This is a genomic window from Pseudomonas sp. 21, assembly GCF_000955805.1.
Classification (GTDB): Bacteria; Pseudomonadota; Gammaproteobacteria; order Pseudomonadales; family Pseudomonadaceae; genus Pseudomonas.
This window is the reverse complement of the sequence record NZ_JYOA01000008.1, coordinates 135,056-161,894: the sequence shown is the minus strand read 5'-3', so window position 1 is coordinate 161,894 and position 26,839 is coordinate 135,056. Positions and strand designations below refer to the sequence as shown.

General features: G+C 66.6%; 21 protein-coding genes. 11 read left to right on the top strand and 10 right to left on the bottom strand.

All coding sequences use genetic code 11. From position 1 onward, the window contains the following. Positions 1–15: 15 nt before the first annotated feature. On the bottom strand, positions 16–1,038 hold the full coding sequence (locus UB43_RS20075) for a GlxA family transcriptional regulator (protein ID WP_256205191.1): 1,023 nt from the start codon (positions 1,036–1,038) through the stop codon (positions 16–18). Between the two features lie 441 nt (positions 1,039–1,479). Between UB43_RS20075 and UB43_RS20070 the strand changes: the two genes are divergently transcribed. The 7 genes from UB43_RS20070 to UB43_RS20040 all read left to right on the top strand — a co-directional run bounded on the left by UB43_RS20070 (position 1,480) and on the right by UB43_RS20040 (position 6,593). Continuing rightward, positions 1,480–2,505 (top strand): ATP-grasp domain-containing protein, encoded by a 1,026-nt coding sequence (locus tag UB43_RS20070; protein ID WP_256205190.1) that lies wholly within the window; start codon positions 1,480–1,482, stop codon positions 2,503–2,505. A gap of 408 nt (positions 2,506–2,913) precedes the next feature. After that, complete coding sequence (locus UB43_RS20065) at positions 2,914–3,822, top strand: alpha/beta fold hydrolase (RefSeq protein ID WP_045214471.1); 909 nt, start codon at positions 2,914–2,916, stop codon at positions 3,820–3,822. 257 nt (positions 3,823–4,079) lie between these two features. Next, positions 4,080–4,667, top strand: a complete 588-nt coding sequence (locus UB43_RS20060; protein ID WP_045214469.1) for a hypothetical protein — start codon at positions 4,080–4,082, stop codon at positions 4,665–4,667. Further along, the gene (locus tag UB43_RS20055) at positions 4,664–5,059 is read left to right on the top strand and encodes a hypothetical protein (protein WP_045214467.1); all 396 of its coding nucleotides are present in this window, start codon (positions 4,664–4,666) and stop codon (positions 5,057–5,059) included. Before UB43_RS20060 ends, UB43_RS20055 begins: the two co-directional genes overlap by 4 nt. A 34-nt stretch (positions 5,060–5,093) precedes the next feature. Beyond that, positions 5,094–5,393 carry a hypothetical protein gene (locus UB43_RS20050; RefSeq protein ID WP_045214465.1) on the top strand — a complete coding sequence of 100 codons (300 nt, stop codon included), beginning with the start codon at positions 5,094–5,096 and terminating at the stop codon, positions 5,391–5,393. A 93-nt stretch (positions 5,394–5,486) separates the two neighbouring features. Then, on the top strand, positions 5,487–6,005 hold the full coding sequence (locus UB43_RS20045; RefSeq protein ID WP_045214460.1) for a hypothetical protein: 519 nt from the start codon (positions 5,487–5,489) through the stop codon (positions 6,003–6,005). A 111-nt stretch (positions 6,006–6,116) separates the two neighbouring features. After that, the gene (locus tag UB43_RS20040) at positions 6,117–6,593 is read left to right on the top strand and encodes a hypothetical protein (RefSeq protein ID WP_045214459.1); all 477 of its coding nucleotides are present in this window, start codon (positions 6,117–6,119) and stop codon (positions 6,591–6,593) included. Positions 6,594–6,650: 57 nt separating this feature from the next. Here the strand turns inward: UB43_RS20040 and UB43_RS20035 are convergent, their stop codons facing one another. Beyond that, positions 6,651–7,556, bottom strand: coding sequence for a LysR family transcriptional regulator (locus UB43_RS20035; protein ID WP_045214458.1), 906 nt, complete (start codon positions 7,554–7,556; stop codon positions 6,651–6,653). Positions 7,557–7,661: 105 nt separating this feature from the next. On the opposite strand from UB43_RS20035, the gene UB43_RS20030 reads away from it, so the two are divergent. Then, positions 7,662–8,633, top strand: coding sequence for a DMT family transporter (locus tag UB43_RS20030; protein ID WP_045214456.1), 972 nt, complete (start codon positions 7,662–7,664; stop codon positions 8,631–8,633). A gap of 79 nt (positions 8,634–8,712) precedes the next feature. Here the strand turns inward: UB43_RS20030 and UB43_RS20025 are convergent, their stop codons facing one another. Together UB43_RS20025 and UB43_RS20020 are read right to left on the bottom strand one after the other, a co-directional pair. After that, entirely contained in the window at positions 8,713–10,200 is a 1,488-nt protein-coding gene (locus UB43_RS20025; RefSeq protein WP_045214455.1) for a TolC family protein, read from the bottom strand. 62 nt (positions 10,201–10,262) lie between these two features. Further along, positions 10,263–18,317 (bottom strand): DUF4347 domain-containing protein, encoded by an 8,055-nt coding sequence (locus UB43_RS20020; RefSeq protein WP_256205189.1) that lies wholly within the window; start codon positions 18,315–18,317, stop codon positions 10,263–10,265. Positions 18,318–18,665: 348 nt separating this feature from the next. On the opposite strand from UB43_RS20020, the gene UB43_RS20015 reads away from it, so the two are divergent. Beyond that, positions 18,666–19,253 (top strand): phage tail protein, encoded by a 588-nt coding sequence (locus tag UB43_RS20015; protein WP_045214452.1) that lies wholly within the window; start codon positions 18,666–18,668, stop codon positions 19,251–19,253. 18 nt (positions 19,254–19,271) lie between these two features. After that, entirely contained in the window at positions 19,272–19,844 is a 573-nt protein-coding gene (locus UB43_RS20010; protein WP_045214451.1) for a phage tail protein, read from the top strand. Between the two features lie 23 nt (positions 19,845–19,867). Here UB43_RS20010 and UB43_RS20005 read toward each other — a convergent pair whose 3' ends face one another. Then, positions 19,868–20,170, bottom strand: a complete 303-nt coding sequence (locus tag UB43_RS20005; protein WP_052969579.1) for a hypothetical protein — start codon at positions 20,168–20,170, stop codon at positions 19,868–19,870. Positions 20,171–20,271: 101 nt separating this feature from the next. Between UB43_RS20005 and UB43_RS28865 the strand changes: the two genes are divergently transcribed. Continuing rightward, positions 20,272–20,763, top strand: coding sequence for a GNAT family N-acetyltransferase (locus UB43_RS28865; protein ID WP_052969578.1), 492 nt, complete (start codon positions 20,272–20,274; stop codon positions 20,761–20,763). On the opposite strand, the gene UB43_RS19995 is transcribed toward UB43_RS28865, so the two are convergent. The 5 genes from UB43_RS19995 to UB43_RS19975 are packed head-to-tail and all read right to left on the bottom strand — an operon-like array spanning position 20,751 to position 26,741. Continuing rightward, entirely contained in the window at positions 20,751–21,731 is a 981-nt protein-coding gene (locus UB43_RS19995; protein ID WP_045214449.1) for an aspartyl beta-hydroxylase, read from the bottom strand. The genes UB43_RS28865 and UB43_RS19995 overlap by 13 nt on opposite strands. Beyond that, positions 21,719–22,519, bottom strand: a complete 801-nt coding sequence (locus UB43_RS19990; RefSeq protein ID WP_045214447.1) for an aspartyl/asparaginyl beta-hydroxylase domain-containing protein — start codon at positions 22,517–22,519, stop codon at positions 21,719–21,721. Before UB43_RS19990 ends, UB43_RS19995 begins: the two co-directional genes overlap by 13 nt. A gap of 33 nt (positions 22,520–22,552) precedes the next feature. Beyond that, positions 22,553–24,649: an HlyD family efflux transporter periplasmic adaptor subunit gene (locus UB43_RS19985; protein ID WP_177329810.1), complete on the bottom strand. Its 2,097-nt coding sequence runs from the start codon at positions 24,647–24,649 to the stop codon at positions 22,553–22,555. Further along, on the bottom strand, positions 24,646–25,965 hold the full coding sequence (locus UB43_RS19980; protein WP_045214444.1) for an efflux RND transporter periplasmic adaptor subunit: 1,320 nt from the start codon (positions 25,963–25,965) through the stop codon (positions 24,646–24,648). The genes UB43_RS19985 and UB43_RS19980 overlap by 4 nt, the downstream gene beginning before the upstream one ends. Next, on the bottom strand, positions 25,962–26,741 hold the full coding sequence (locus tag UB43_RS19975; RefSeq protein WP_045214443.1) for an efflux RND transporter periplasmic adaptor subunit: 780 nt from the start codon (positions 26,739–26,741) through the stop codon (positions 25,962–25,964). Before UB43_RS19975 ends, UB43_RS19980 begins: the two co-directional genes overlap by 4 nt. Positions 26,742–26,839: the final 98 nt, after the last annotated feature.

Genomic DNA, 26,839 nt, shown 5'->3' with positions numbered 1-26,839 from the left:
CGCAGACCGGGCCGCTCACTTGGCCGAGCGCACACAGCCGAAGCGCACTTCCTTCGATGGCGAATGGCCGAAGAACGAGGTGTAGCACTTGCTGAAATGACTGGGCGAAACGAAACCGCAGGCCAGCGCCACCTCCACCAGCGACAGGTCCGAATGCTGCAGCAGGCGCCGGCTCTCGGTGATGCGCAGCTCCAGGTAGTAGCGCACCGGCGAGGTGCCCAGCTGCTCCTGGAACAGCCGCTCCAGCTGGCGTTTGGAGCGGCCCACGCACTCGGAAAGCTGATCCGTGCTCAGCGGCTCCTCGATGTTCGCACTCATGAGGTTGAGCACGTCGCGCAACGGCTGGGTCATCTTCTCGTGCAGCGCCGGACGGGTGCGGCGGTAACGGGATTCCTCGAAGGCGAGGATATCGACGATGCCCTCCACCAGCTCGCGCCCGTGCAGGTTGTGGATCCACTCCAGCACCAGGTTGAAGGCACCGGTCGGGCTGCCGGCGGTGAGGCGGTTGCGGTCGAGGATGTAGCTCTCGGCGGTCACCACACTGTTGCGCGCGACCTCCGCCAGCGAGGCACGGTTTTCCGGGTGCACCGCGCATTTGTGCCCATCCAGCAAACCGGCCTTGCCGAGGAACCAGGCGCCGTTCCACAGGCCGGCCAGGGCGATGCCGCGCTCGGCGGCGAGGTGCAGCAGGCGACTCAGGTTGGGCATGTCCTTGAGCGGCGTGCGCAGGCCGCCGCAGACCACCAGCAGGTCCATGTCCAGGTATTTGCTTTCCAGTGCGGACGCCGGGCAGATGACCAGCCCGAGGTCGCTGGTTACCGATTCGCCATCGAGGCTGTAGGTACGCGTGGAGAAAGCGCCTTCGCGAATCAGATTGGCGGTGACCAGGGTGTCCAGCGCCTGGGTGAAGGCCGGCAGCGAGAAGTTCTCCAGCAGTACGAAACCGACCTTGCGTGGTCCCTGCGAGTCAGCTTTCCGCTCGCCGACGAAGCGCAGGTTCTGCCCCTGCATGGACTCACTGAATTGTCTTCTTTCCACTGCTGCGTACCTTTGCCAATTCTTGTCGGCGGACGGGGTCTCTCGGGCCATGGCCCGGCACAGAGCCTGTCCTGCCTCTTGTGGAAGGCGATTATACAAAGGCTTCCGCCTCCGGATACCGCCGTGCGAGCGGTCCGCGAAGGGCACTGGCAAGCACGCCCTCCAGCCTCACGCCCAACACCTCCACCGCCTGAGCGGCGCCGTCCAGTGCACGGCGCATCACTGCACAATCCCAACCTGATCTTCACGAATTCTTAAGCAGTCCGCGCGCAGCCTCGATCTACAGCGCGGTGAAGGATGGCAGGAGTGCCAGGCTGGACTACTCGGGCTCGACGCTTTCCCATCAGCTTGACGGACAAGCACGGAGCCACGTGAGGGCTTGAAAAGAAGGATGTGATTGTTCTGCCCTGTTCATTGGCGTACTGCTGGCAGAGTATTCAATTGGACATTCAATCGGTTCCGGATCGCTCGCCGATCTACCTGGTCACCGCCATCGGATCGTTCTGCGCCGAGGCGGTCATCCAATCGCTGCGCCGGGTCCCCAGGGCCCGCGTGGTGGGTATCAGCACACTGCCGCGGGAGTGGAGCGCCACTTCGGCCATGCTGGATACGTTCCACCGCGTTCCTCCCGCCAGGGACGTCCCCGCCTATATCGCCCGCGTGCTCGACATCTGCCGGTTGGAGCAGGTAACCCACGTCCTGCCGCTGATTGACCTGGAGGTCGACGCTTTCACGCTTCATCGGCAGGAGTTCTCCGCTCAAGGCGTCACCCTGTGCATGGTGCCCGCCGAAACCGTCCGCATCAGCCGGGACAAATGGCTGGTCCATGACACCTTCCGGGATCATCCGGTCGTCCACCCGATCCCGACCTGGAAGATGGAAGACCCCGAGGTGGACGACCTGCCATTCCCGCTGCACGCCAAACCACGCGACGGCAGAAGCAGCGAAGGACTGGCGCGCATCCTCGATCCGGATGACCTGGGCTACCTGCGAAAGAAGCTGCGGAGCCGCCCCTACGTCGTGCAGCCGCTGCTGGATGGCGATGTCTACGTGGTGGACATCGTCCGCCGACGAGCGACGGGACAATGGGCCGGCATGGCGCGCAAGGAGCTGGTACGAACCTCCAACGGAGCCGGTGTCACCGTCAGGATGCTCGACGAACCGGCACTGCTCGATGCCGCCTCCCAGATAGCATTGACGCTGGGGCTCGACGGCTGCATCAATATCGAATTCCTGGTCGGCGGGGACTGGCCACTGGTGATGGACATCAACCCGCGTTTTTCCGGCGGGGTCGCGTTCAGCCATCTTTCCGGATACGACATGGTGACCAATCACCTGCGCTGTTTCTCGGGAGAGGCGCTGGACCCTCCCGTGGTCCCGGCGCAGGCCATCCATGCGCGGCGTTATGTGGAAACCACGTTTGCACTGCCCGATGACCTGAACCGGCCGTCATTGCTGGCGAGTTGAAGGTGCTGCTGCCCGCTACCGCCACAAAAGGCACCCCGGCGACTCATACCGGGTGGGTCGATCTCTGGCGCCTGTTCCGCCCATTCTTCACGCGCATTACCGGTGACTGCATCGGGCTCGCAGCAGGGTGAGCAGCGCCATTGCTGATAACCCCGCAGGCCCTGTCCGAACAGCATCAGGGACTGCAAACCGGTTACTCGATGCCGTGCCCTCCGCCGAGGGGGCCGAGGGCATGAACGGCGCGCTTCATCTTCACCCGCTGGCTGAAGCCTCCCAAGGTCAGATCGGTGTCGCGGCGGACTGGCTTCTCTCGGGCGGATCGAGTAGCGCCGAACCTCGATAACGCAGGCCCGTGTGCGAATCGCAAACCGAACTACGCTCCTCCAGTCGACCTCTGGAGAGTTCACGATGATCCGCTCCCTGCTGACCGCATCCCTGCTGGTGATCCTGAGTGTGCCGGCCCAGGCCGGGATCGTAGCTTTCCCCTCCTCCTTCCGGACCCAGGACGTTGCCGTAGACGGCGCGACCATCCACGTGCGCGTCGGCGGCAGCGGGCCGGCGGTGGTCCTCCTGCATGGTTTCGGCGATACCGGCGACATGTGGGCACCGCTGGCCACGGACCTGGCCAAGGACCACACCGTGGTGGTGCCGGACCTGCGCGGCATGGGCCTGTCGTCGATCCCCGCCAGCGGCTACGACAAGAAGACCCAGGCCGGCGACGTCCGCGCGGTGCTGGCTTCGCTGGGCATCGAGCATTCCGTCGTCGTCGGCCATGACATCGGCACCATGGTCGCCTACGCCTATGCAGCGCGTTACCCGCAGCAGACCGAGCGCCTGGTGGTGATGGACGCCCCGGTGCCCGGCATCCCGCCGTGGAATGACATCGTCCGCTCGCCGATGCTCTGGCACTTCGACTTCGGCGGCGCCGACATGGAGCGGCTGGTGGCCGGGCGCGAACGCATCTACCTGGACCGTTTCTGGAACGAGTTCGCCGGCGACCCGCACAAGGTCGACGAAGCCACCCGGCAGCATTACGCCAAGCTCTACGCCCGCCCCGGAGCGATGCATGCGGCGTTCTCCCAGTTCCGCAGCATTCGCCAGGATGCCGTGGACAACGAGGCGTCGAACAAGACGCGGCTGACGATGCCGGTGCTCGCCGTCGGCGGGGAAAAGTCCTTCGGCGCCAACGAAGCCATCGTCATGCGCAATGCCGCCGATAATGTCACCGAAGTGGTGGTGCCCGGCGCGGGTCACTGGCTGATGGAAGAAGCGCCGGCGCCGACGATCCAGGCGATTCGAAAATTCATCTCGCCTTGACGCCCGCCCCCTGAAGCAGGCGGCGTTGGCCGCCTTGAAGTGCGGCTTTCGCCGCGGCCTGCGCAGCGGCGCAAAGGCCGCCCCCTCAAGCGGGAGCCGTCACTTCAGGGTCTTTTCAACACGAAAACTTCACTGCCGTCTGTCACAGAATTCCTACACTTCGGTTGACCGTCCAAACCTGCGCCACTAGATTCCTACCCTTCTTTCGCCGGGGTGCGCTGTGCTCCGGCGATCACAACGGCAAAGGACTGTCCGTCATGCTCAAGCCCCTCAGGCCCTGGCTGCCTGCCCTGCTGCTTTGCAGCCCGCTCGCCGCGCAAGCGGAAGGCCCCTCTGGCGATTTCTGGCTGATTCACCAGCAGGGCAGCCTCTACAAGAACGAACTCTTCGTCGTCGATGGCGACCCCGCCAACATCTACGACCGCAAGAACGGCGTGCGCTCGCTGGGCGTCTACCAGTTCTACGAGGAAGGCGCCAAGCCGACCTTCACCGCCTATGACGTCGAGGTCGACTGCGCGAAGAACCGCGTGCGCCTCAACGGCGCGCAGAACTACGACAAGTTCTACAACGACATCCGTCCGAAGAAGGTTTCCAAGGAGTGGCAGAAGAAGCCCGAGGCGTGGATCGCCCAGAGCCGCGACTTCCTCTGCAAGCCGGACGCGCACGTCGAACAGAAGATGTACCCGCTGGGCAAGATGCCCATGACGCAGCTGGTCTCGGCCGCCCCTGGCCTGTTCCAACTGCAGAACCGTGAGCACGCCAAGAACCTGATCCTGCAGATGGTCGACAAGGGCTTCGAGCAGATGCCCGCCAAGAACGTACCCGCCAAGGAGGGCGTGCAATGAAAGGGTTACTCGCACTCGGGATGATTGCCATCCTGCTCGGTGGCTGCTCCGCCATTCCCACCCTGCCCGAGGCGCAGGCACGCAGCTACTGGAAGGGCCGTCCGGCCGGCGACGCCATCGACCACTTCGGCGCGCCCAGCGATATCGGTCTGGCGCCGGAGAACGACTGGGTCGTGCTGATCTACCGCCGCGACACCTCCTATGTGTCGCGTGAAGCGCTCGGCACCTACACCGGCCCGCAGAACGGCCAGCTGGTGCATACCGAGTACTGGGGCGATGTGGTGCACTCGGCCAGTTGCGAAATCCGCGTTGCCATCAACCGCGCCCGGCAGGTGGACTACCTGCTGACCCGCGGCAATTGCGGCGGCATTGCGCTGAAACCGGAAGCCTGAGCCCAGGCTCGCTCATCAAGGAGGAGACGAAACCATGGCTGACATGGGCTACCTGGCGAAAGCCGTACTCCCGTTGCTCGGTCTCACGGCCCTCGGCTCGCAGGCTTCTGCCGAAGAGGTCAAGGTGACGGACCTGCTGCGCAGCGGCCATGAAGTGAAGGCCGCCTACGTGGCGCCAGGGCGAATCACCCAGATCCACTTCCTGATCCTGCAGAAAGGCACGTCGGTCTACCAGTGCAGCACCTACGAGAGCGGCGCGCCCCTGCAGCGCTACTACGACTACTCCAATACCTACTCCTGCTCGCAGGTCGGGGACTGGGTGCCAAAGAACTGAGCGATTCCCGCCCACGGGCAATCAACCCCGCGACGGTCAGCATCCAGGATGCTGACCAGGCCGCTCGCTCACTACCGTCAAGGACGACCCTCCATGAAACTGCCCCTGCTGGCTGCCAGCCTGCTGCTTGCCTGCACCCTCGCCCACGCCGCCGACCAGCCGCCCGTTCCCAAGCCTCTGGAGGAACAGGTCGGCCGCCTGGTGGAGCTGTACAAGGACAGCTTCGCCACCGGCTACCCCGAAGCCACCCGCGTGCAGACCCTGAAGAGCGGCCCGGTCGGCGAACTGACCCTGGCGGTGTTCACCATCGAAGGCTTCGACATGGGCAACAACTACAGCCAGTACCTCGCCGTGTTTTCCTCCACGCCGAACGAAGAAGGCCAGGAGCATTACAGCCTGCTCGATGCGATGCAGATCGGCGGCGGTGGCTGGCGCTCGGTCGAGAAACTGGACGCCCGGCTGGTCGTCGACCCGGCAGGCAAGCGCACCCTGATCGACATCCCGGTGATGGAGAACACCGATGACGATTCGCCGAACTTCCCCAGCCGCGCCGGCGTGATCCACCTGGCCCTGGAAGGTTCGCAGACGCCCCGGCTGGTGGAGCAGAACTGAGGCGGCGGATTCGAAGTACCAGGCCCGATACCAAGTCGATAACAAACCGCTCTAAATTTCGCGCTCCGGCGGCCGCCATTGCGGATAACCATCCTCAGCGGAAGCCCGTCCATGACCACCATCAGCGTTGTCAGCGCCACCAACGTTCGCTATTCCACCGCCTCGACTTCGGCCGCCTCGACCTCTGCCACGAGCAGCGAAGACAGCACCACCAGCGACGCCACCGGCGCCTCCCAGGCCACGGCCAGCTCATCGGCGCAGCCGGCGGGTGGAGCGGCAGGCGGCGGCGGTGCTGGCGCGAGCGGCAGCTCCGACAGCAGCTCGGATACCACGCTGGACAAGCTCAAGCAGGCCATGGAACAGGCGCAGAAGGAGCTGGAAGAAGCCGAGCAGGAACTGGCCAAGGCCAGCCAGGGCGGCGGCCAGACCGAGGAAGAGAAGCAGGCCCAGCAGATCGCCGCGCAAGCCGCGCAGGCCCGCGTTTCATCCGCCTCGGCGGCGGTAGCGGCGGCCACCGCCGCCTATTCCGAAGCCCTGACCGAGTCGGGCAGCAGCACCAGCGGCACCTCGGTGAACACCACCGCGTGAAGCCGCGCGGCCAGCTTACGGCGCCACCACCGCTGGCCGCTCCTCACCCGGCACGCTTCAGCGAGCGGTGGCTCCTTCATTCATCAGGTAGCTCACCAACTGCCGCGCGTGGGACGACAGCGCATCCCAGTCAGCGACGCAGATGCGCAGTTCACGGGTGGCCCAGGCATCGGCAAGAGCCACCACCACCGCCGGCAACTCCTGCGCCATACGGGTGGCGGCTGCCTCCGGCAGCATGGCCACGCCCACCCGCTGGGCGACCAGCTGGGCAATGGCATCGAAGCTCGGCGCGCGCACCCGCACCTTGAGCGGCATGGCATTGCGTACCGCCATTGCCTCGACGAAGCGCTGCATGGCGCGCTCGGCCGGCAGGCAGACGAAGGGGAAACTCAGCGCATCGCGCAGGCTCGGCAGCTGCTGGCTGGCCAGCGGATGATCCTGCGGCACCAGCAGCACCAGCTTGTCGTTGCGGAACGGCAGCGACAGCAGGCCGGCGGTGGGCAGGTTGCCGTCGTAGACGCCAATGTCGATCTGCCCTTCCTGCACGGCGCGCAGCACATCCTTGCTGTTCTGCTCGGTCAGTTGCAGGTCCACCTCCGGGTAGTCCGCCAGGAACGGCCCCAGCGCCGTGGGCAGGAAAGTGCTGTTGGCCACCGTGGAAGCCGCCAGGCGCAGGGTGATGCGCCGTTCCCCGCCCAGCTCCTGCAGGGTATCCCTGAGCTGCCGGGCCTCCTTCAGCACGCGCTGGGCGGATTCGAGCACCAGGCGGCCGGTTGGCGTGAGGGTCATGCCATCGCTGTGCCGGGCGAACAGGGAGAGCCCGCAGCGCTCCTCGAACAGGCGCAGGCGGTTGCTCGCCGCCGAGACCGCCACCGGTACCGACGCCGCCGCCTTGCTCAGGCTGCCGGTGCTGGCGATGGCGATGGCGGCGATCAGGCGCAGATCGGCGAGATCGAAATGCATGAAGCGTTCTCCAAATACGAAAGCCATGTTCGCCAAGTTGCGATTCTAGTGGGGCAGCCTTCTCTCTAGAATAAAGCCTTTCTTCTGCCTTGCACCCGTGCCGCCATGAATAGCCTGACCTCTCTCTACCAGCGCAGCCTGCGCAACGGCGTGTTCTTCGCCGTGCTGTCCGCCACCGGCTTCAGCCTCAAGGCGGTCTTCGTGAAGCTCTCCTACGCTGCCGCGCCGGTGGATGCGGTGACGGTGCTGGCCATCCGCATGGGCCTCGCGCTGCCGCTGTTCCTCTGGCTGATCTGGCTGAGCCGGAGCCCGGAGCAGGCCCGCCTGACGCTGGCCGATGGCTTGCGCATCCTGCTGCTCGGCCTGTTCGGCTATTACCTGTCCAGCCTGTTCGACTTCTACGGCCTGCAGTACATCAGCGCCGGGCTGGAACGGCTGATCCTGTTCACCTACCCGACCCTGGTGCTGCTCCTGCAGATGGCCCTGAACCGCGAGCGCCCCGACTCCCGCACCCTGGCTGCCATGGGCTTGTGCTACCTGGGCCTGGGCATCGCGCTGGTGCATGACATCCGTGTGGAAGGCGGCAACGGACAGATCCTGCTGGGCGCCCTCTGGGTCTTCGCCAGCGCCGTGACCTATGCCCTCTACTACATGGGCACGGCCGCCGTGGTGCGGCGCGTGGGCTCGATGCGACTGGCCGGGTTGGCCGGCGGCGCCTCCTCGGTGATGGTGCTGATCCACTACGCGCTGAGCGGCGACGTGCAGCAACTGGCGGCACTGCCCGGTGCGGTGTGGGTCCACGGTTCGCTGATGGCGCTGATCTCCACCGTGCTGCCGATCTACTGGATGGCGCTGGCGATCCAGCGCATGGGCGCCACCCATGCGGCCGCGTTCGGTAATCTGGGCCCGGTATTGACCGTGTTCGCGTCCTGGGCGCTGCTGGGCGAGGCGATCACGCTCTACCAGATTGCCGGACTGGCGCTGGTGCTGTTCGGGGTATCGCGGTTGTCCGGTGCCAGGGCTGCTCCTCAGCCTGCGCCGAAGCAGCCGACCGAGGATTGCAAGGCGACGGGGTGAGCACGCCCGCTCAAGCTCGCAGCGGGCGTAAAGCCCTTGGCGTGCCAGCAACGCTCCGGCACTGGCACGCCTGGGGCGATTACTGCACGTTGCCGCTGTCGAGCTGGCGCTCTTTCTCGGCCAGGCCGTTGGCCAGCGTGGTCAGCTTGGTGTCAGGTGCGTTGCTGGGCAGCGGATCGACACCGGCCGAGGCGAACACCTGGCCATAGCTGTTACGCAGTTCGGCGTAGGCCAAGTCGCGGCGCAGGTCCGCCTGCAGGGCATTGAGCTCGCCCTGGATCAGGTCCAGCTCACCGATGCCTTGCGCCTGGTGACGGTTGCGCAGCTGGCCGACGATCTGGTTGTCCAGGCTGGCCAGTTCCTGGGTGGTGACGAATTGGCGGCGTGCCTCGTTGTAGTTGGCGTTGGCCACGTAGAGCTGCGCCAGCACGGCCATCGACATGGCCTGCCGGCGCGCCACGTTGACGTCCTCGCCCGCCTTCGCAACGTCGATGGCTGCCGGGGCGGACAGGACGTTGAACAGGTTCCAGGTGACCTTCACGCCGTAGTCGGCCCAGCGGTTGTTGACCAGGAAGCTGTTGGAGTCGTAGTGCCCGCCGGCGGAGAACTCCAGGCCCGGCAGCAGGCGCAGCATGGCCTTGCGGGTTTCCGCGGCGCTGATGCGCGCCTGGTAGTCCTGCTCGCGCAGTTCCGGGCGGCTGGCCAGGGCCTGCTGCTCCAGTTGCTCGAGGCCCACCTTCAGCTCCGGCACGTCGTAGCCTTCCGGCGCGGCGAGGGTCAGGTCGGTGCCCAGCGGCAGGTTGATCAGGGTGGCGAGTTCGGTCTTCGCCAGCGACAGCGCGCGGCGCTGTTCTTCCAGCTGGCGGCTGGCCTCGATCAGCGCGCGCTGGTAGCCCAGGGCCTGGACCGGATCGCCGATGCGCTGCTGGCTCATCTGCTGGCTGTCCTTGCGCGCGCCGTCGACCCGCGCCATCAGCGCATCGATGCGATCCAGCAGGCGTTGCGCAGCGACGGCGCGCCAGTAGGCCGAGCGCACGTCCTGGATGATGGTCTGCACCACCTTGCGCCGACGCTCCTGGACGATCAGGCGCTGGTCGGCCTGCTGCTTGGCGCTGACATAGCTGACGCCGAAGTCCAGCACGTTCCACACCATGGTCAGGTCGGCGACGTCGCGGTCGCGGTCCTGCGAGGTGGAAGGTTCCAGCGACTGGGTGTTGGTCAGCACGCTCTGGCTGCTCGAAGCGCTCTGGTTGTTGCGCCCGGCGTAACCTGCCTCGAGCGCCATGCGCGGCAGCATGTCGAAGGTGGCGAGATCAAGCTGGCGGCGCGACAGCGCCTCCTCCATCACCTTCAGGCGCGACTCGAGGTTGTACTTCACGGCGCGGGCCATGGCCTCGTGCAGGGTCAGCGGGCCGCTGAGCGGCTCCTGATCCTTGAACATCGCCTGCAGGTCGTCGCGGGCACGTTGCTCGCTGACGCTGCGGTCGATGGGTTGCGTGGTAACGGCGCAGCCGGACACGGCAAGCGCCAACAAGCTGATCCCTAGCAAGGTCGTGTGTTTTTTCATCCCTGGCCGTCCCCCTCGTTACGGCTTCGTTCTTGTGCTTCTTCTACTTGGCGATATGGTGATCAGGATGCGTCGCGGTCCTGGGCTACTTGCCCCAGCGCCCAGGCCAGCTCACGCAATGGTTGTTGTTCGGATTCGTGGATCTGCTGCAGTTGCTGCGCCAGGTTCGGCGCACCGAAAATGCCGCGGATGCCCTGGTCGATATCACCGCTGCGGCGGTCGAAAGCCTTGAGCGGCGAGCCGTCGTCGAACCCGTTGCTGTCGAAGATGCCGGCCAGCGTGCTGCTGCCGAATACCCCGGCGTCGCCACCGCCGAAGCCGAGGAAGCCCTTGCCGCTGCCGTCGCCGAACGACGAGCTGCCGAAGGCCTGGGCGATGAAGCTCTGCGACGGCGCGCCGTTGTGCACGAAGATATTGCCCAGCGGCGGCAGGCCGCCCGCTCCTTCAGTCGGGAACAGCGACGACGGCAGCACCGGCGAGGTGCCCGGCGGCGTGACAACCACCGGCACATTGGGCTGCAGCGGCGTTGGCGACGGCAAGGGCGGCACTTCCGGCGTGGTGATGCGGAACTCCGGGTCGCCATCGGACAGCGAGCCGATCACATAGCTGTCGCCACGCAGTGAGTTGGCCAGCGCGTTGCCCGCCGCGTCACTGATGCCGCCGGCGTTGACCGCCAGGCCCAGGCTGCCCTGCCCGCTCACGCTGCCGACGGTCACGCGGTAGATACGCGCATCCAGTTGCACGACGGAGAGGATGCTGCCCTTGGCGGAATTGCTGGTCAGCAGCGAGAAGTCGCCGGCATCGACGCCGTTGACGTCTTCGTCGAAGGTCACCAGGAAGTTCACCGTGCTTGCGCCGGTGGGCGACGGGTCCAGCCGCACGACACCGGTCGCGGTAGGCGCGCGGGTATCCACCAGCACGCCGTGGCTGTCACCGATGCCGTTCAGCGACGGATTCAGCGCGTTGCCGGTAGCGTCGCGCAGGGTGCCGCCATTGGCGGAAAGCCCGCTGACCTGGATGCCGTCGGCGTCGTTGTCGCCGGCCTGGACGGTGTAGCGGAACACCAGGCTGTTGCTGCCCGAACCGCTGACGTAGTCGGCGTAGACGGTGCGCCCGCCCATGTCGATGGCCAGCTTCGGCGAGCCGTCGACCACCACGGCTTCGCTGGTGTGCACCACGAAGTCGAGGATATCGCCCGCGTTGTTGAGGCTCCCCGCAGGCACGCTGACGGCGGTAACGGTCGGCGCATCGCGGTCGATGCTGTACACCGCACCGGTCAGCCCGCCGCTGAGGACGTTGCCCGTTGCGTCGACGATGCCGGTGGCGCTGCCGTTGAGATTCAGCCCCAGGGTACCGGTGCCGGACACGCCGCTGACAGTGATCTGGTAGGTGTGCGCGTCGATCTGCTGCAGACCGCTCAGGGTGCCCGCGGCGGTGCCGGTGCCAACCAGCGTGAAATCGCCCAGGTCCACACCGCTGACGTCTTCGCTGAAGGTCACGGTGTAGCGCACGCTGCCGGCGTTGGTCGGCGACGGGTCGACAGTGACGATGGCGCTGGGCGTCGGCGCATCCCGGTCGACGCTGTATACCGCGCCGGTCAGGCCGCCACTGAGGGCGTTGCCGGCCGCGTCGAGGATGCCGGTCCCGCTGCCGTTGAGGTTCAGCCCCAGGGTGCCGGTTCCGGACACACCGCTGACGGTGATCTGGTAGGTGCGCCCATCGATCTGCTGCAGACCGCTCAGGCTGCCGGCAGCAGTGCCGGTGCCGACCAGGGCGAAGTCGCTCAGGTCGACGCCGCTGACGCCTTCGCTGAAGGTCACGGTGTAGCGCACGCTACCGGCGTTGGTCGGCGACGGGTCGAGTGTGACGATGGCGCTGGGCGTCGGCGCCAGGGTGTCGACCAGGATGCCGCTGGTGGAGCCCACGCCATGCAGCGCAAGGTCGACATTGTTGCCCGCGGTGTCGCGCAGGGAGCCGCCCCCCGCGGAAAGTCCGCCAAGCTGGATGCCGTCTGCGTCGTTGTCGCCGGCCTGGACGATGTAGCGGAACACCAGGCTGTTGCTGCCGGAGCCGCTGACATAGTCGGCATAGACGGTGCGCCCGCCCACGTCGATGGCCAGTTGCGGCGAACCGTCGACCACCACGGCCTCGCTGGTCTGCACCACGAAGTCGAGGCTATCGCCCACGCTGTAGAGCGCACCTGGCGGCACGTTGACCGCGGTAACGATCGGCGCATCCCGGTCAACGCTGTACACCGCGCCGCTCAGCCCGCCGCTGATGGGGTTGCCCGCCACGTCGAGGATGCCGGTACCGCTGCCGTTGAGGTTCAGGCCCAGGGTTCCGGTCCCGGATACGCCGCTGACGGTGATCTGGTAGGTGCGCGCGTCAATCTGCTGCAGGACGCTCAGGCTGCCCGCGGCGGTGCCGGTGCCAACCAGGGTAAAGTCGCTCAGGTCCACGCCGCTGACGCCTTCGCTGAAGGTCACGGTGTAACGCACGCTGCCAGCATTGGTCGGCGAGGGGTCGAGGGTGACGATGGCGCTGGCCGTCGGCGCGACCGTGTCGACGATGACGCCGCTGGTGGCGCCCACGTTGTTGAGCGTCAGGTTCATGTCGTTGCCGGCAACATCGCGCAGGGTGGCGCCGTTGGCGGACAGACTGCCCACGCTGATGCCGTCGGCGTCGTTGTCGCCAGCCTGGACGGTGTACTGGAAGACCAGGGTCGAGGTACCGGAACCCGAAACCAGATTGGCGAAGACGGTGTTGCCGCCGATGTCCAGCGCCAGGCGCGGGGTGCCATTGACCAACACCGCCTCGCTGGTGTTGACCACGAAGGTCAGGGTATCCCCGGCATTGTAGGGAGCGCCGGCCGGCACACTGACGCTGCTGACCGTGGGCACCACGGCATCGACCAGTACGCCACTGGTGCTCGCCACGCTGTTGAGGCCGGTAATGATGTTGTTGCCGACCGCATCACGCAGGGTGCCGCCATTCGCCTGGATGGACGAGCCCAGGGTGATTCCGTTGGCGTCCAGCTGACCGCTGGCCACCACCAGGCGGAACACCAGGGCGCTGCCGCCACTGCCGCTCAGGTACTGGGCGAAAACCGTGCCGCCGGTGTCCAGGGTCACCGCGATGCGCGGTATGCCGCCGGTGGCGTCGACCGTGACGTTCTCGCTGAAGTTGACGGTGAAGTCGAGGTTCTGCCCCGCCACGTAGGTGCCACTGGCCGGCACGCCGACGCTGGTGACAGTGGGCGCCACGCCGTCGACAACCAGGGCGGCATGGCTTGCCAGGCTGTCGCTGCCGGACAGATTGGGCAGTGTGAGGATCGCGGTGTCGCTCGCACCGTTGCTGATCTGCGAGCCGTTGAGTGAAAGCGCACTGGTACTCGCATAGTTGAGGTCGGCGCTCAGGTCGCCGGCCTGCACGACATAGAGGAACGTCAGGGTATTGGTGCCGCTGCCACTGACGTAGGTGGCGCTGCGATCAACAATGCCAGTCTCCAGTAGCAGACTCGGTATGCCACCACCGATGTCGACGAAGACACTCTGGTCGAACTGAACCTGGATCTGGATATGATCGCCGACCCGGTAGCTGCCGTTGGGTGTAAGGCTCGCGACGCCGAGAACCCGGGGATTGGGCTGCTCTACCGAAATCTGGATGATGTCGGTGTCGCTCTTGGCTCCTCCGGTGCCAGTCATCCCCATGTCGTTGCTGGTGATCTGCAGCGACGCACTGCCGAGATAGCCGGGGGTTGGCTGGAACGTCAGGCCATTGAGTGCCGCGTTGATGCTGGCCAGGGTGCCGCTGAAGGTCATGGTGGCGTCGCCGGTGCCGGAGCCCACCACGAATGCCAGTCCGCTGCTGCCGCCCAGCGAGATCGTGCCGTTCAAGGCCGTGAGGGTCACCTCCATCACCCCGCCACCGACATCCACGTCGCTGATCGAGATGGCGTTACCCTGGCCCATGCTGAACACCAGCGATCCGTTGCCTTGCACGGTCTGGGTGCCTGGCACGACGTTGACCGGTGCATCATTGACTGGAGTGACGTTGATCGTCGTGACCTTGGTGTCCGTCTGCGCAGCGCCACCGGAACTGCCGTTGTCGTTGATCGTGACCGTCAGGGATACGCCGTCGGTAGCGTTGGCAGCGGTCAGGAAGTGCAGATTGCCAGCGGCCACGAAGACGTTGAGGTTGCTCAGCGTGCCCGTCAGCACGATCACACCGGTGCCCGAGTTGAGTACGCTGACGCCGCTGCCGCTCAGGGCACTGAGCGTTCCGGAAGGAACCGAGAAGGTCGCGCTTACGAGACCGCTGCCCGCATCGACGTCACTGAAACTGATGCCGGTCACGCTGCTCGACACGTCTTCGGTCACCGTGATCGAGCCCGGCACGGTGACGACGGGCGCATCGTTCACCGGCGTGACCGTCAGGAGCATGCTGCTGGTGCTGGTGCTGACGCTGCCGGTATCGACGTTGATGGTCATCGTCACGTTGAAAGTGGCGTTGGCCGCCGTGGTGTAGGTCAGCCCGTTGCTGGCGATGAAAGCGTTGATGTTGTTTAGGTTGCCGGTCAGGGTCAGCGCGGTGGAAGTGCCACCCACGGTGACACCGCCGGCACTGATCGCGCTCAGGCGGCCGGCACTGACGCTCAGGGTCACGGTGCCGCTCGTGGAATCGACATCGCTGAAGCTTATCTGGTTGAGCACCGAGGCAACGTCTTCGATCACCACGGCGCTCGCCGGCGCCGTGATGACCGGCGAAGCGTCCACCGCGGTGATGGTGATGCCGCGGGTAACGGAGGACGAGCTAAGGCCGTCGCTGTCGGTGACCTGGAACTCGACGGTGCGGGTCGCGAGAACCGGGCTGTCCGATCCGTTGCTGTAGGTGACCGCGCGCAGCGCCGCTTGCCATTGCGCCAGGGTCGCCTGGTTGCCCGCCGAGCTCAGGGTCAGTACACCGGTTCCGCCATCGAAGCTGGCAATGATGTTGCCCATGGTGGCGGGGTTGCTGGTGAAGCCCAGCGAATCCTGGTCTATGAAGAAGTTGGTCAGGCGCACGGTGGCCTGTGCCAGATTGGGGCCGTCGGCATCCGTGACGGTTATCCCGGAGTCGATGACCACCGGCGTCGAGCTCTGGTTGTTGCCCTCGACCCAGGAGGCGTTGCCGGAACTGCTGGTCATGCTCGGCGCATCGTTGACCGCCGTGACGGTGACGGACGCGGTGTCAGTGTTGGTAGAGAACGCCGTGGTGCCGCCGGCGCTGGAGGCATTTGCCTTGGTGCCTTGCATGCCGGCGGTAGCGCCGCTCTGGTCCCAGGCACGGAAGGTGAATGAGGCATTGGTACCATTGACGCCATCGGGCACAAAGCGCACCCGATCGTTACTGCGCAGCAAGAGCGCCGAGGCAGTGGAAATCGTCCCGATGTCCTGCCAGCTGGCGCCGTTGTTCACGCTGTACTGCCAGGTACCGCCAACGCCCGAGTCCATGCCGGTGATGGCAATGCCCTGGCCCGCGCCGGTATCCACATCGCTGACCTGGCCGCTGATGAGGCTGGAAACCGCCTGCCCGACATTGTCCACGTCACTGTCGGTCAGTCCGTTGAGCACCGGGCTGGACGGAATCAGCAGCGGCGCATCGTTGAGGCTGCTGACGCTGAGCGTTGCCTGCGCAGTGCCCGTCGAGAAAGCCGTGGAGCCGCCGTTGATGCTGGTATCGGCGGTGTGGCGCACGCCATCGACGGAGGCGCTGCCCGCGCTCTGGTCCCAGGCGCGGAAAGTCAGCGAGGCGGTCTCACCGTTGGCACCATCGGGGATATAGCGAAGCCGGGTATTGCCCGACAGCAGCAGAGCGCTGGTATTGGACACCGCGCCGACGTCTGTCCAGGTAGTGCCATCCGTGGAGTACTGCCAGGTACCGTTACCGGTGCTGGCCGTCAGCGCGATCCCCAAGGCAGGGCTGTCGCTGTCCAGGTAGCTCATACCGGCCACCAGGCTGGCGACCGTGGCTACCGGGGAACTGGTGTCTTCGTTGGTCCCTGCCCAGGTGTAGGGACCTCCGGACAGGGTCGGCGCGTCGTTGACTGCGTTGATTGTCACGTCGACGACGGCCGTGTTGGAGTCCGCGCCAGCGCTGTCGGTGACAGTGAAGTTGATCTGCCGGGAGCTGTCGGTGCCGCCGAAGGTCGGGTCGTCCGAGCTGGACACGAAACCGACCGAGCGCAGAGCGGCCTGCAGCGCCGCCGCGTTGCCGGTGCCTGTGATGACCAGGGTGCCGGTCGAGCCGTTGTAGGTCGCGGAGAAGCCGTTCTGGGCGACAAAGGTCAGCATATCGCCGCTGCGCACATCGGTGATGACGACCGTGGCCTTCTGGAAGCTGCTGCCATCGTCCACCAGCGTCAGGCCAGGGCTCAGGATCGAGTTGCTGGCGTTCTCGGTGTAGCTCACCAGGTTGTTGGCCGGTGACAGCACGGGGGCGTCGTTCACCGCCACCACGCTGAGCGCGACGGTGGCGCTCGCGCTGGTGCCGCCATCGCCATCGGTGACAGTCACGCTGATGTTGCGCGTCGTCGTACCCGGGTCGAACCCGTTGCTGTTCACGTAGGTCAGGTTGCGCACCAGCGCCTGGGCGGCGGCGGCGGTGGCCGCGGCGTTGAAGGTGACCACCAGGTTGGTGCCGTTGCTGCCACCGCTGTAAGTGCCGATGACCACGCCGCCGTAGGTGACGTTGGCGCCGGACACGCCGATCTCGCCCGCGCCCGTGCCCTGACTGCGGATCCCCAGCACATCCTCCAGCGATTGCCCGCCCGAGGAGATGGCCACGCGCAACTGGCCGCCATCGAAGTTCGCCGAGTCGCTGTCGGTCACCGTGGCCACGCCCGTGGCGTCGATCAGGGTGGCGCTGCTGCCCTCGGTGTAACTTGCGGTCTTGCCATTGAGCCCGCCCAGTAGCGGGTCGGCATTGGGCCCCTTGAGGTCGGTCAGGATGACCTGTTGCAGGTCTATGTTGGCAACCGACGTGGAGCCGTTCAGGTTGGTGACCCGCACCGTGAAAGCACTGATGTCGTTGAACAGCGCACTGTCGATGTCGACGGTCAGCGGACCCTGGGAACCGTTGTAGGTGAAGCTCTGGGTCACCGTGTTCCCGCCGGAGACGGCCGAGAAGTCCAGCCGGTAGTTGCCGCCGAAACTCTGGATCACCATGCCGTCCAGGTCGAACTTGCCAAGGTCGACGTTATCCGCGGTCCAGGTCAGTTGGTAGTAGTAGTTGTTGCTGCCGTCCCGGACGACACCCGTGCTGTAGTAGATCGAGTCCGGCGAACTGGCGCGCGTCGCCCCCGTGGACTCGCTGAGGGTGAAGCCGTCCACCGTGTTGCCGCCGGTGTTGTTGGTCCAGTACGTGTCGCTCAGGTTCTGCGTGGCGGAGGGCAGCGCGAGCAGGTCGGCATAGTCGGGGCCGCTGTCGGAGGCCCAGGGCCGGCTCGTCTCGATGCTGCCGGTGTGCGCCTCCAGCGTCCAGTTGCCGCCCAGCGCCGCAGCGCCGGTTCGGTCGGTGGATGCCGCCACGTCGGCGCGGGTAAGCGCCGAGAGCTGCTGCAACAGCACCTCGCCGGAGCCCTTGGCCACGTCGCAGCCATAAAGGAGGATGTCGCCGTTGGCGTCCAGGCTGTCACCGATGGCAGACAGCTCCGATGCCTTGCTGGCCAGGTTGTCGGCACTGAGCACGGTGCTGCCCAGATGCACTTCACCCTCTTCGCCGTGGCTGAGGATATGGATCGCATCGATGCCGGTGCGGCCGTTCAGGTACTGGGCGATCTGCTGCAGCCCGTCCTTGCTGCCGTCGAGCACCACCACTTCGGTGCCCGGTTTCAGGCTGGCGACCAGTTGCTGGTAATTGGCAACGTTGCTGTCGACGAACACCACTTCATGGCGCTGATCGGAGGAGGCGCTGGGCGCGGCGGCGAGAGTGTCGTGGGAAGACTGGTCGGAGGGAGTCTTGTCCTGGGCGACGGGATGGTCGGCGCCCTGGCTGGCCGCGGTATCCGCCACGGTCGCGGCAACCGCGCCGTCGAACATCATCCTGGCTTCGAGACTCAAGGCCAGTGGGGAGCGCATGGCGCCGGACTGATGCTTGCGAACGGCCGACGACCCGAACCAATGCCTGAACATATGGCCTCCTCCCTGAGAGCACACGCGCACAGCCGTACCGCTCCGGTACAGCGACTGCAAGCTGGCAAATTGTTATTGAAATGATCTCGCCATAATGCCTGAAGGCCACGTCGCGTCAATGGCTGGATCGTCGTAGGAACCCGGTATTTCGGACAAAGGATGGGAGGCAGGCGCACCAACCTGTGTCTTTCCAGATTTCGTCTATGGTTCCTGGCGGCCCGTGCGCCAGGGGATTGGTCGGCGGGCCGAGTCTTCCGTGATGACGCGATAACAACTCAAATTAGGGAAATGATCATGAGTGAACAGTCTTACCTCGGTTCGATCAGCGGCTGGGCCCCGAACTTTGCGCCGCGCGGCTGGGCGCTCTGCGCCGGGCAGATCCTCTCCATCCAGCAGAACAGCGCGCTGTTCTCGCTGCTGGGCACCACCTACGGCGGCAACGGCCAGAACACCTTCGGCCTGCCCAACCTGCAGGGCCGCGTCCCCATCGGCGCAGGCCAGTCGCCGGGGACCTCCAGCTACCCGCTTGGCGCGGTTGGCGGCTCCGAGAGCACCACCCTGACCACCGCGCAGATGCCGATACACAACCACGCCGCCGCCAGCACCATCAGCGCCTCGCTGCCGACCAGCACCGCAGCCGCCACCTCGGCCACGCCCACCGACACCTCGGTGCTGGCGGCCGCCAATGGCCTCTACGGCCGCGATACGGTCGAGGTGAAGATCTACGCGCCGGCGCCGGGCTCGGTGAACCTGCCGCTGACCAGTTCAGCGACGGTCAGCGTCCAGCCGACCGGGGGCTCCCAGCCGTTCTCCATCGTGCAGCCATTCCAGGCAATCAACTACATCATCTGCGTCGCCGGGCTCTTCCCTTCCCGCAACTGACGACTCAAGGAGCACCACATGGATGTCGACAGCTACATTGGCGTCGTCGCACCGTTTGCCGGCAGTTTCGCGCCGAAAAACTGGATGACCTGCAATGGCCAGCAGATACGTATTGCGCAGAACCAGGCGCTTTACTCGCTGCTGGGCACCCTCTACGGAGGCGACGGTATCAACAGCTTCTGCCTGCCCAATCTGGGTGGGCGCGTTGCCGTGGGCCAGAGCGCCAACTTGCCGTTGGGCGCTTCAGCCGGGGAGGAGCAGATCAACCTGCTCACCAGCAACCTGCCGTACCACACCCACGGCGCCACCGCCGAGGCAACCGTGCTGCTGCAGCAGTCCGGCAGCGCGGCCAGCGCCAGCCAGGCGACGACCAGCGATACGCTGGCGCAGTCGGTGGGCGCTACCGGGCGCGACACCGTCACGGTGCAGATCTACGGTCCTGCGCCGGGCACGGTGGGGATACCGGCGCAGGGGCAACTTGGCGTGACAGTGGCCAATGCCGGCAGCAGCTACCCTACCCCCCTCATGCAGCCCTATCTGGCGCTGACCCAGTGCATCTGCGCCTTCGGCGTATTCCCCAGCCGCAACTGATCCGGACAGCCCGCTACCAGGCCCTAGTTGAACAGGGCCTGGTAGTGGCGCTGGCCGCCGACCGTCGCCGCCAGCGGAGCCAGGTACAACTCGTAGTCGCGCCCGCTCGGGCTGCTCAGGCGATACTGGGCCTCCAGCAGCAGCACATTCATTGGCGTCGTGAAGATCAGCGTAAAGGGCGTGCGGAAACCATTGCCGACCTCGCGTCCTTCGATGACGTTGTGCAAGGTCAGCTGGACCGGGTCGGGAACGGTGTGCGCGGTGAACACCTGGCCGAGTTCGGAGCCGAATGCCTGGGCCGTCAGGCCCTGGAGGTCGATGAGCATGAGGTCACTCCCTGATCGTTGAATGGCAGGCTGCGCCCTGCGAAGCCTGGAAACCTGAACCTGCACCTGAAAAGACCAAGCCAGGAAAACTACAACAGCCCATGAGCGAGATAAAGACCCGCCCCACCCTGCTTCGCCGCGCCGCCGGCAGCGCCGACGAACCCTGGCTGAAGCGCCTGTTCGCGCAACTGCGCGGCCTGGACGCGGCAATGATCGAGGCCTGCCCCGCCCTGCTCGACCAGCAGTGGCAACTGCAGCAGCGCATCTTCGCCAGCGACTATCCCGGCGCCCGTACCGAACTGATTCTGCTCGACGGCGAGCCGATCGGCGTGCTGACCCTGGAGGAGCGCGAGGACAGCCTGCGCATCGTGGAAATCGGTCTCGAAGCCCACCAGCGCGGACGCGGTGTGGGTGAACAATTGCTGCTCGAGGTCATCGCCCAGGCCGACCACCAGAGCAAGCCGCTGGAGCTGGCGGTGATGCGCCACAACCCCGCGGTGCGCCTGTACCTGCGCCTGGGCTTCGAGCGCCTGGCCGGAGCGCCGGACGAGGCGCAATGGCAGATGCGTCGCGAGCCCGTTCATCCCGCCTGATCTCTGCGCAGCGCCTCGAGCGCCCGGTAAGGCTCCTCGGCCCAGCGAACCACGGAGTCGCGCAGCAACGCCGAAGCGGAGTCGCGCTTGTCCCGGGCATCCGCCACGAAGGCCTCGCCCGGACGCTTGGCATTGAGCCGGCTGACCGCCATGGCCTGCTCGACCTGCTCAGGCGTCAGCCGCAAGCAGTCCCGCAGGCGCCCGCCCAACACCTGCGGCAACTCCTCGTAAGCCACTGCCAGGCCGCCATGCTGGCGACACGCATCCACCGCCAGCGCCAGCAACCGCCCGAGGCGACGAGCGATGTATTGCTCCCGCGGCGCCACCGGCTCATCGGCCAGGTTCAGCGGCGAGGGGCTCAGTTGGCCGGGGATCATCTGCATGCCCGGCATCCTCAGGTGCGATGCAGCAATCTCCAGCGGGTCGCGGTACAGGAAAATCCACGGCGTATCGGGGAAACAGCGGCGCATCAGCGGCAGCTCAAAAAGGTTCCAGGCATCGAGTTTCACCACCAGGTGCTGCGCCGGCGGTCCCGCATTCTGGGCCAGCGCCGACAGCATCGCGATGACGGCCTGCTCCTGCCGGCCCGCCTCCCACTCGTGGCGGTAGTGACTGCGCAACAGGCTATCCAGCGGACCAGGTTCGGACAGCACCAGGTGACTGTCGAGCCCGGCGAGCATCTGCGCCATCAGCGTCGAGCCGCAGCGCGAGGCGTGGAAGACCAGCAGGCTCGGCGCGAGTCCGGGGCTTGCGTGCTGCCAATCGAGCAGCTCCGCCAGGCCGGTCTCGCGGCGGAAGGCCAGGTTGAAGGGCAGGCGCAAGGCCTGCTCGACGTCGTCATGGAAGAATGGCCGGGTCAGGCGCTGCTCGCCGAACCAGCACCAGTCCAGGCGCCAGCCCCGCGCGTCACGCCAGGCACGAATGGGCCGCCAGCCATTGAAGTCCAGCGCCGGGCTCAGGTTCTCCATTGGTCACTCCAGGCTCTGCGGGCCAGGCGCATCGTGGCGCGAACGTCACCGGCGGAAAAATGCAGGTCATGGGCGCGGCCCAGAGCAACCACCTGTTCAACGAAATCTGCGCTGTCGGTCAGCGAGCGCAGCGCCTGCGCAAGCTCGGGCTCCAGCGCTACCCGCGCGCGGAACTGCTCGAATGCCAGGACCGCTCGACCGGGACGCAGGCTCGGCGTTTCTGCCAGCCCCTGTTCGATCAACGCCAGCAGCCAGTCGTTGCGCTGGCAGTCGAGCACCAGGTGGATGCGCTCCCCGGGCCCCGGATTATCGACCCGGTGCGGGCGGGCGAGATCGACGAACCAGCACTCTCCCGGACGCATCGGCACCTGCAGCCCGTCCACCAGGAACTCGACACCGTCGGAGCTCAGCAGCGGCAGGTGCAGGCGCAGGTCACTGTCGGGCAACCCCAGGTCCGGATCGCAGTGCTCGTGAATCCGCGAGCCGCAGCCCAGCCGCAGCAGGCGCGCGCTACGGATCGTCGTGCGGAAGGCGCCCAGTGCCGCCTGCCAGGCCGCGCTGCGCCGCAACAGCTCGCTGGCCAGCGGCGCGCCCAGCCCCGGCGCCAAGGGCATCGGAGCGTCGTCAGGCGTGATCAGCGCAACGCCGCTCCAGTCTCCTTCGTAGAAACCGCTGTTGAAATGCCCTTGCCAGGCCGCTTCGTCCACCGCAGCCAATGCCTCGAGCAACGGCGGCAACGGGATATCCAGCCCAAGCCGGGCGCAGCGGGGTAACGATGTCGCGCTCATGGAACTCTCCCTGCTCCGAGAAAAGCCGCCGCCTCAGAATCCGCTTTCCCTCACACCCAATGCGGCCAGTCGCCGCCAGGCAAGCCCCAGGATCGACTGCCCGCTGCCTTCCAGCACGACCATGCCACGCTGCGGCTGCGCCAGGGACCACGGGGCGTCGCGCAGGCTCAGGCGCACACCGTATTGCGCCTGGACCGGCTCGGCGCGCTGCTGGGCATCGCGGCGCACGGCAATCGGGCCGTGGTGGTCGGAGCTCAGCGCCTCCAGCTCGACAAAGACCGCACCGTTGGCGTCCACCTCATCCAGCTGCACCGGCACGGCCGGGCGGGCCGGGTCGTCGGCGATGAAGCGCCCTTGCGCGCCGCTCTGCACCCGCCACAGGTCCGCCTCCGCCAGATAGCCGCGCAGGCGCAGGCCTGGCTCCACCACGCGCACCAGCACATCGGCGGGCTTCAGCCATCGGCCGGGGCTCAGATCCGGCAGCAGGTCGCGGATGACCCCGGCCTGCGGCGCGCGCAATTGCAGGCGCTCGCGCTGGGCGGCCAGGCCCCGGTACTGGGCCACCGACTCCGCCAGCCGTTGTTCGAGAATGCCGACATCGGCAGCCGTCTCGCTGCGGCCCGCCTGACGGCGCAACTGCAACTGCAGCAGGTCGATCTCGCGGCGCACGATGAGTTGCCTGGCATCGAGGTCCGGCGAGGTCAGCTCCAGCAGCAACGCGCCCTGCTCCACCGTCTGGCCATCGCGCACCAGCAGTCGCCCGACCTGCGCAGCCACAGGCGCATGCAGCGCCACGGCACGCGTCGTCTCCAGCTGCGCCGGCACTTCCACGGCACTGCGCCAGGGCAATACCAGCAGCGCCAACAGAGCCAGCAGCGCCAGGCCGAGCCAGACGATCTTGTGGGGCGCGGCCTGATCGCGGCGCTGCCACCATTCGTGCAGCTCGCGCCAGATCGGCAGTCCGATGAACCAGACCAGCTCCACCAGCATCAGGAAGATGCCCAGCAGCTTGAAGAACAGGTGGTAGACCGCCAGGGCGATACCGAAGAACAGCACTGCGCGCCAGATCCAGGAACCATACCCCCAGATCAGCAGGCGCCGGCGCAGCGGCGCAGGCCAGGGTTCGGGCATGGGTTCGCCGTATCCGAACAGCGCCTCGCGCAGACGCCAGCGACACAGCGCGAAAGCCCGCGCCTGGAGGTTCTCCACGCCGAGCAGGTCGGTCAGCAGGAAGTAACCGTCAAAGCGCATGAACGGATTGAGGTTCACCAGCACCGTGGTGATCCAGGTGGCACTGGCGAGCATGAAGGCCGAGGTGCGCAGGGGGCCGTCCGGCAGCAGCGACCAGGCCAGCAGCGCGAGCACCGCCAGCACCAGTTCGGCCAGTACGCCACCGGCACCGATCAGCAGCCGCGAGCGTCGGTCGCTCACGCGCCAGGCATCGCTGACGTCGGTGTAGAACATCGGCAGCATCACCATGAACGCCAGGCCCATGCTCTGCACCCGGCAACCGGCCCGCTTGGCCATGAAGGCATGACCGAACTCGTGGCAGAGCTTGGCGAAGGTCAGTGACACACCGAAGGCCAGCGCCCCGCCCAGGCTGAACAAATGCGGGAAGGTCGCCAGGAAGCGCTGCCAGTCCCGCGCCACCAGGAACAGCCCGAGGGCGAACACCAGCGGCAGGCCCCAGCGCAGTAGCCACCCGCCGTTACGCTGCAGGACCGGCCAGGCGCGATTGAGGAAGGCATCCGGGCGCCACAGCGGGATACGGAAGAACAGGTACTGGTGCAGCACCTTCTGCCAGAGGCTGCGCTTTTGCAGCTGCGCCTTCTGCCCATAGCTGGCGCGCTGTTCGGCGTCCACGGCGGCGATCAGGTCATGCCCGCGCAGGAAGCGCAGGAACTCTTCCAGCTCCTGCGCCCCCAGGGCCTCGCCGGTTTCTGCATTGGCCGCCCCCAGCACCCGCTGCGGGTCGCCCAGCGCCCAGTGGCGCAACAGCCTCACCGCCGCAGCGCCGAGCTTGAAGTAGCGTCCGCGCAACGGGTCGGCCAGCGTCCATTGCGGCGCACCATCAAGCGCAGGGGCGGCCGGCGACAACTGCAGGTCCGGTCGCAGTGCCGGCAGCATCACAGCCCCAGGCTCTGGCGCGCAGCCGCCAGTGGCCGGCGCAACAGGTAATAAGCCAGCGGGGCGCGATCGCCATACAGCTTGGCGGTGCCGCGCAGGCCGATACGCGGGGGCGCGTCGACGAACGCCGCGTCCAGTCGATACGCCAGCTGCCCGGCAGCGGTGGTCTGGGCCTCGTAGGCCGCGCGCTGCAGATGCGCGTCATGGCGGCGCAACGGATCGCTGTCGAGCAGCAGCACCACTTCCGAACCGGGTTCAAGGACGATGGCGTCGCCCACCGCCAGGTCGATGCGCAGCTCCGCCTGGTGCGGGTCCGCCAGTTCCATCAGGCGCTCGCCGGTCTGCACCGGCTTGCCGGTCCAGCGCTCAGCATCGGCAAACACCGCAATGCCGTCGCGCGGCGCCCGCACTTCGGCGCGGGCCAGCAGGTCACGGGCATAGTCACGTTCGGCGCGCTTCTGCTCCACCCGCGCCGCCAGCAGATCGACCTTGGCGCCGGACTCGGCATCGGAGAAGGCGCGTTGTGAGTTGGCCTTCAGCTCGGCTTCGGCGACACCCAGGGAGCGTTCGGCGACATCGGCCTGGGCTTGCAAGGTGGTGGCGTCGAAGCGCACCAGCAGCTCGCCGGACTTCACCGCCTGGTTGGGTTTGACCAGCACCTGCTGGATCACGCCGTCCAGCGGCGCGGCGATCACCTGGCCATCCAGCGGCACCACTTCGGCCGGCGCCAGCACGGACTGGCGCACCGGCGCGAGCAGCAACAGGCAGAGCGCTGCGGCAATCGCCAGCAACTTCTTCTTCGGCCAGCGCAGCCGCCAGGGCTTGCGCGGCTGCAGGGCCGTCCAGGCATGCGCGTAGGCATCGCCCAACTGCACCAGCAACGCCTGCTCCGCCTCGCTCCATGACTGTTCGCGGGCCAGCCAGAGGCCACCGAAGACTGCGCCCTGCCGATCAGCCAGCGGCAACCAGAAGACCTCGCCGGCGGAGAGCTCCTGCCAATCGGCCTGCTGCTGCGCACCCAACTGCTGGAAGTCCACGCGCTGCGCCTTGCCCAGCACATCGCGCTGGTGCAACTGGCCGCAAGCCTGCTCGACGAAAGCCACGAAGGGAGCGTTGGGCTCCACCACGCTGATGCCGGTGAGTGCCCTCACCTTGCCCGCGATCAGCAACGCCGCGTGGCGGTAACCGAACAGCCCCTGGGCGTCGTTGACCATGTGATACGCCAGTTGCTCCACCGTCGGGCAGGCCCGCGCCTGCCGCTCCAGGGCGAGAAACTGCGCAAAGACCCGCTCGGCCAGACCGACCTGCGGCGCGTTCATGGCGTCTCCGCGAAGCGCGCGGTGCCACTCATGCCAGCCAGCAGGCCTTTGGCGTCCCCCGGCAGCGAAGCGATCAGCGGCAGCATCTGGCTGCCCTCGTCGATCCGCGCGCCCAGGCGTTTGACTTCCACCTGCAGCGGCTGGCCGGTTTCATCGGGAACAAAGGTGAAGGACTGCCCCACCTTCAGCCGGGACACCCAGCGCGAAGGCACCAGCAGGCGGATTTCCAGACTGCGGTTGTCGACGATTTCCAGCAGCGGCGCGCCGCCGGAAACGCTCTCGAAGGGCTGCGCCTTGCGCTGCACCACCTGGCCATCGAAGGGTGCGACCACCGCACAGCGGCCGACCTGGACCTTGTACACCTGGGCCTGCGCCTGGGCTTCGGAGAGCTTGGCCTCGGCCAGTGCGACCTCGAAGCGCCCCACCGAGTTGAGCGCTGCCAGCTGGCGGTTGTGCCCCAGTTGCTCGCTGGCCGCCTTGGCGCCGGCCTGGGCGGCATTGAGCTGGGCCTGATAGGCCGAGCAGTCGAAGCGCACCAGCACATCGCCCTTGCGGAAGGACTGACCGTCCGCGAAGGGCATTTCCAGGATGCGCCCGGACAGCTCGCTGGACAGCATCGCCTGGTCCCGCGCCCGCAGGATGCCACGAACGTCGCCCGCACCATTGGAGGAAGACGGGCTCGACAGCAGGGGGTCGTCCTGAGCAGGGTCCGCGGCATAGACCGCTCCCGCCACGCACAGCGACACCCCAAAACCCAGCCAGATCCCTTTACGCATTGTCAGCTCTCCCTGCAGATCGCGGGAGTCTACGGCACTCCGCAAGCGGCGGATATTGGCCGCAGCAGAATTCCTCCGTAGGCTTGGCTGCCGGTCAG

Bases quoted from the DNA above. Each gene is read 5' to 3' on its own strand.
- UB43_RS20030 (WP_045214456.1), top strand. From the start codon at position 7,662: ATGAATAGCCTGACCTCTCTCTACCAGCGCAGCCTGCGCAACGGCGTG.
- UB43_RS20015 (WP_045214452.1), top strand. From the start codon at position 18,666: ATGAGTGAACAGTCTTACCTCGGTTCGATCAGCGGCTGGGCCCCGAAC.
- UB43_RS20005 (WP_052969579.1), bottom strand. From the start codon at position 20,170: ATGCTCATCGACCTCCAGGGCCTGACGGCCCAGGCATTCGGCTCCGAA.
- UB43_RS20035 (WP_045214458.1), bottom strand. From the start codon at position 7,556: ATGCATTTCGATCTCGCCGATCTGCGCCTGATCGCCGCCATCGCCATC.
- UB43_RS19995 (WP_045214449.1), bottom strand. From the start codon at position 21,731: ATGGAGAACCTGAGCCCGGCGCTGGACTTCAATGGCTGGCGGCCCATT.
- UB43_RS20040 (WP_045214459.1), top strand. From the start codon at position 6,117: ATGACCACCATCAGCGTTGTCAGCGCCACCAACGTTCGCTATTCCACC.
- UB43_RS20055 (WP_045214467.1), top strand. From the start codon at position 4,664: ATGAAAGGGTTACTCGCACTCGGGATGATTGCCATCCTGCTCGGTGGC.
- UB43_RS20065 (WP_045214471.1), top strand. From the start codon at position 2,914: ATGATCCGCTCCCTGCTGACCGCATCCCTGCTGGTGATCCTGAGTGTG.
- UB43_RS20020 (WP_256205189.1), bottom strand. From the start codon at position 18,317: ATGCGCTCCCCACTGGCCTTGAGTCTCGAAGCCAGGATGATGTTCGAC.
- UB43_RS20050 (WP_045214465.1), top strand. From the start codon at position 5,094: ATGGCTGACATGGGCTACCTGGCGAAAGCCGTACTCCCGTTGCTCGGT.
- UB43_RS19980 (WP_045214444.1), bottom strand. From the start codon at position 25,965: ATGAACGCGCCGCAGGTCGGTCTGGCCGAGCGGGTCTTTGCGCAGTTT.
- UB43_RS19990 (WP_045214447.1), bottom strand. From the start codon at position 22,519: ATGAGCGCGACATCGTTACCCCGCTGCGCCCGGCTTGGGCTGGATATC.
- UB43_RS20060 (WP_045214469.1), top strand. From the start codon at position 4,080: ATGCTCAAGCCCCTCAGGCCCTGGCTGCCTGCCCTGCTGCTTTGCAGC.
- UB43_RS28865 (WP_052969578.1), top strand. From the start codon at position 20,272: ATGAGCGAGATAAAGACCCGCCCCACCCTGCTTCGCCGCGCCGCCGGC.
- UB43_RS19975 (WP_045214443.1), bottom strand. From the start codon at position 26,741: ATGCGTAAAGGGATCTGGCTGGGTTTTGGGGTGTCGCTGTGCGTGGCG.
- UB43_RS20045 (WP_045214460.1), top strand. From the start codon at position 5,487: ATGAAACTGCCCCTGCTGGCTGCCAGCCTGCTGCTTGCCTGCACCCTC.
- UB43_RS20025 (WP_045214455.1), bottom strand. From the start codon at position 10,200: ATGAAAAAACACACGACCTTGCTAGGGATCAGCTTGTTGGCGCTTGCC.
- UB43_RS20010 (WP_045214451.1), top strand. From the start codon at position 19,272: ATGGATGTCGACAGCTACATTGGCGTCGTCGCACCGTTTGCCGGCAGT.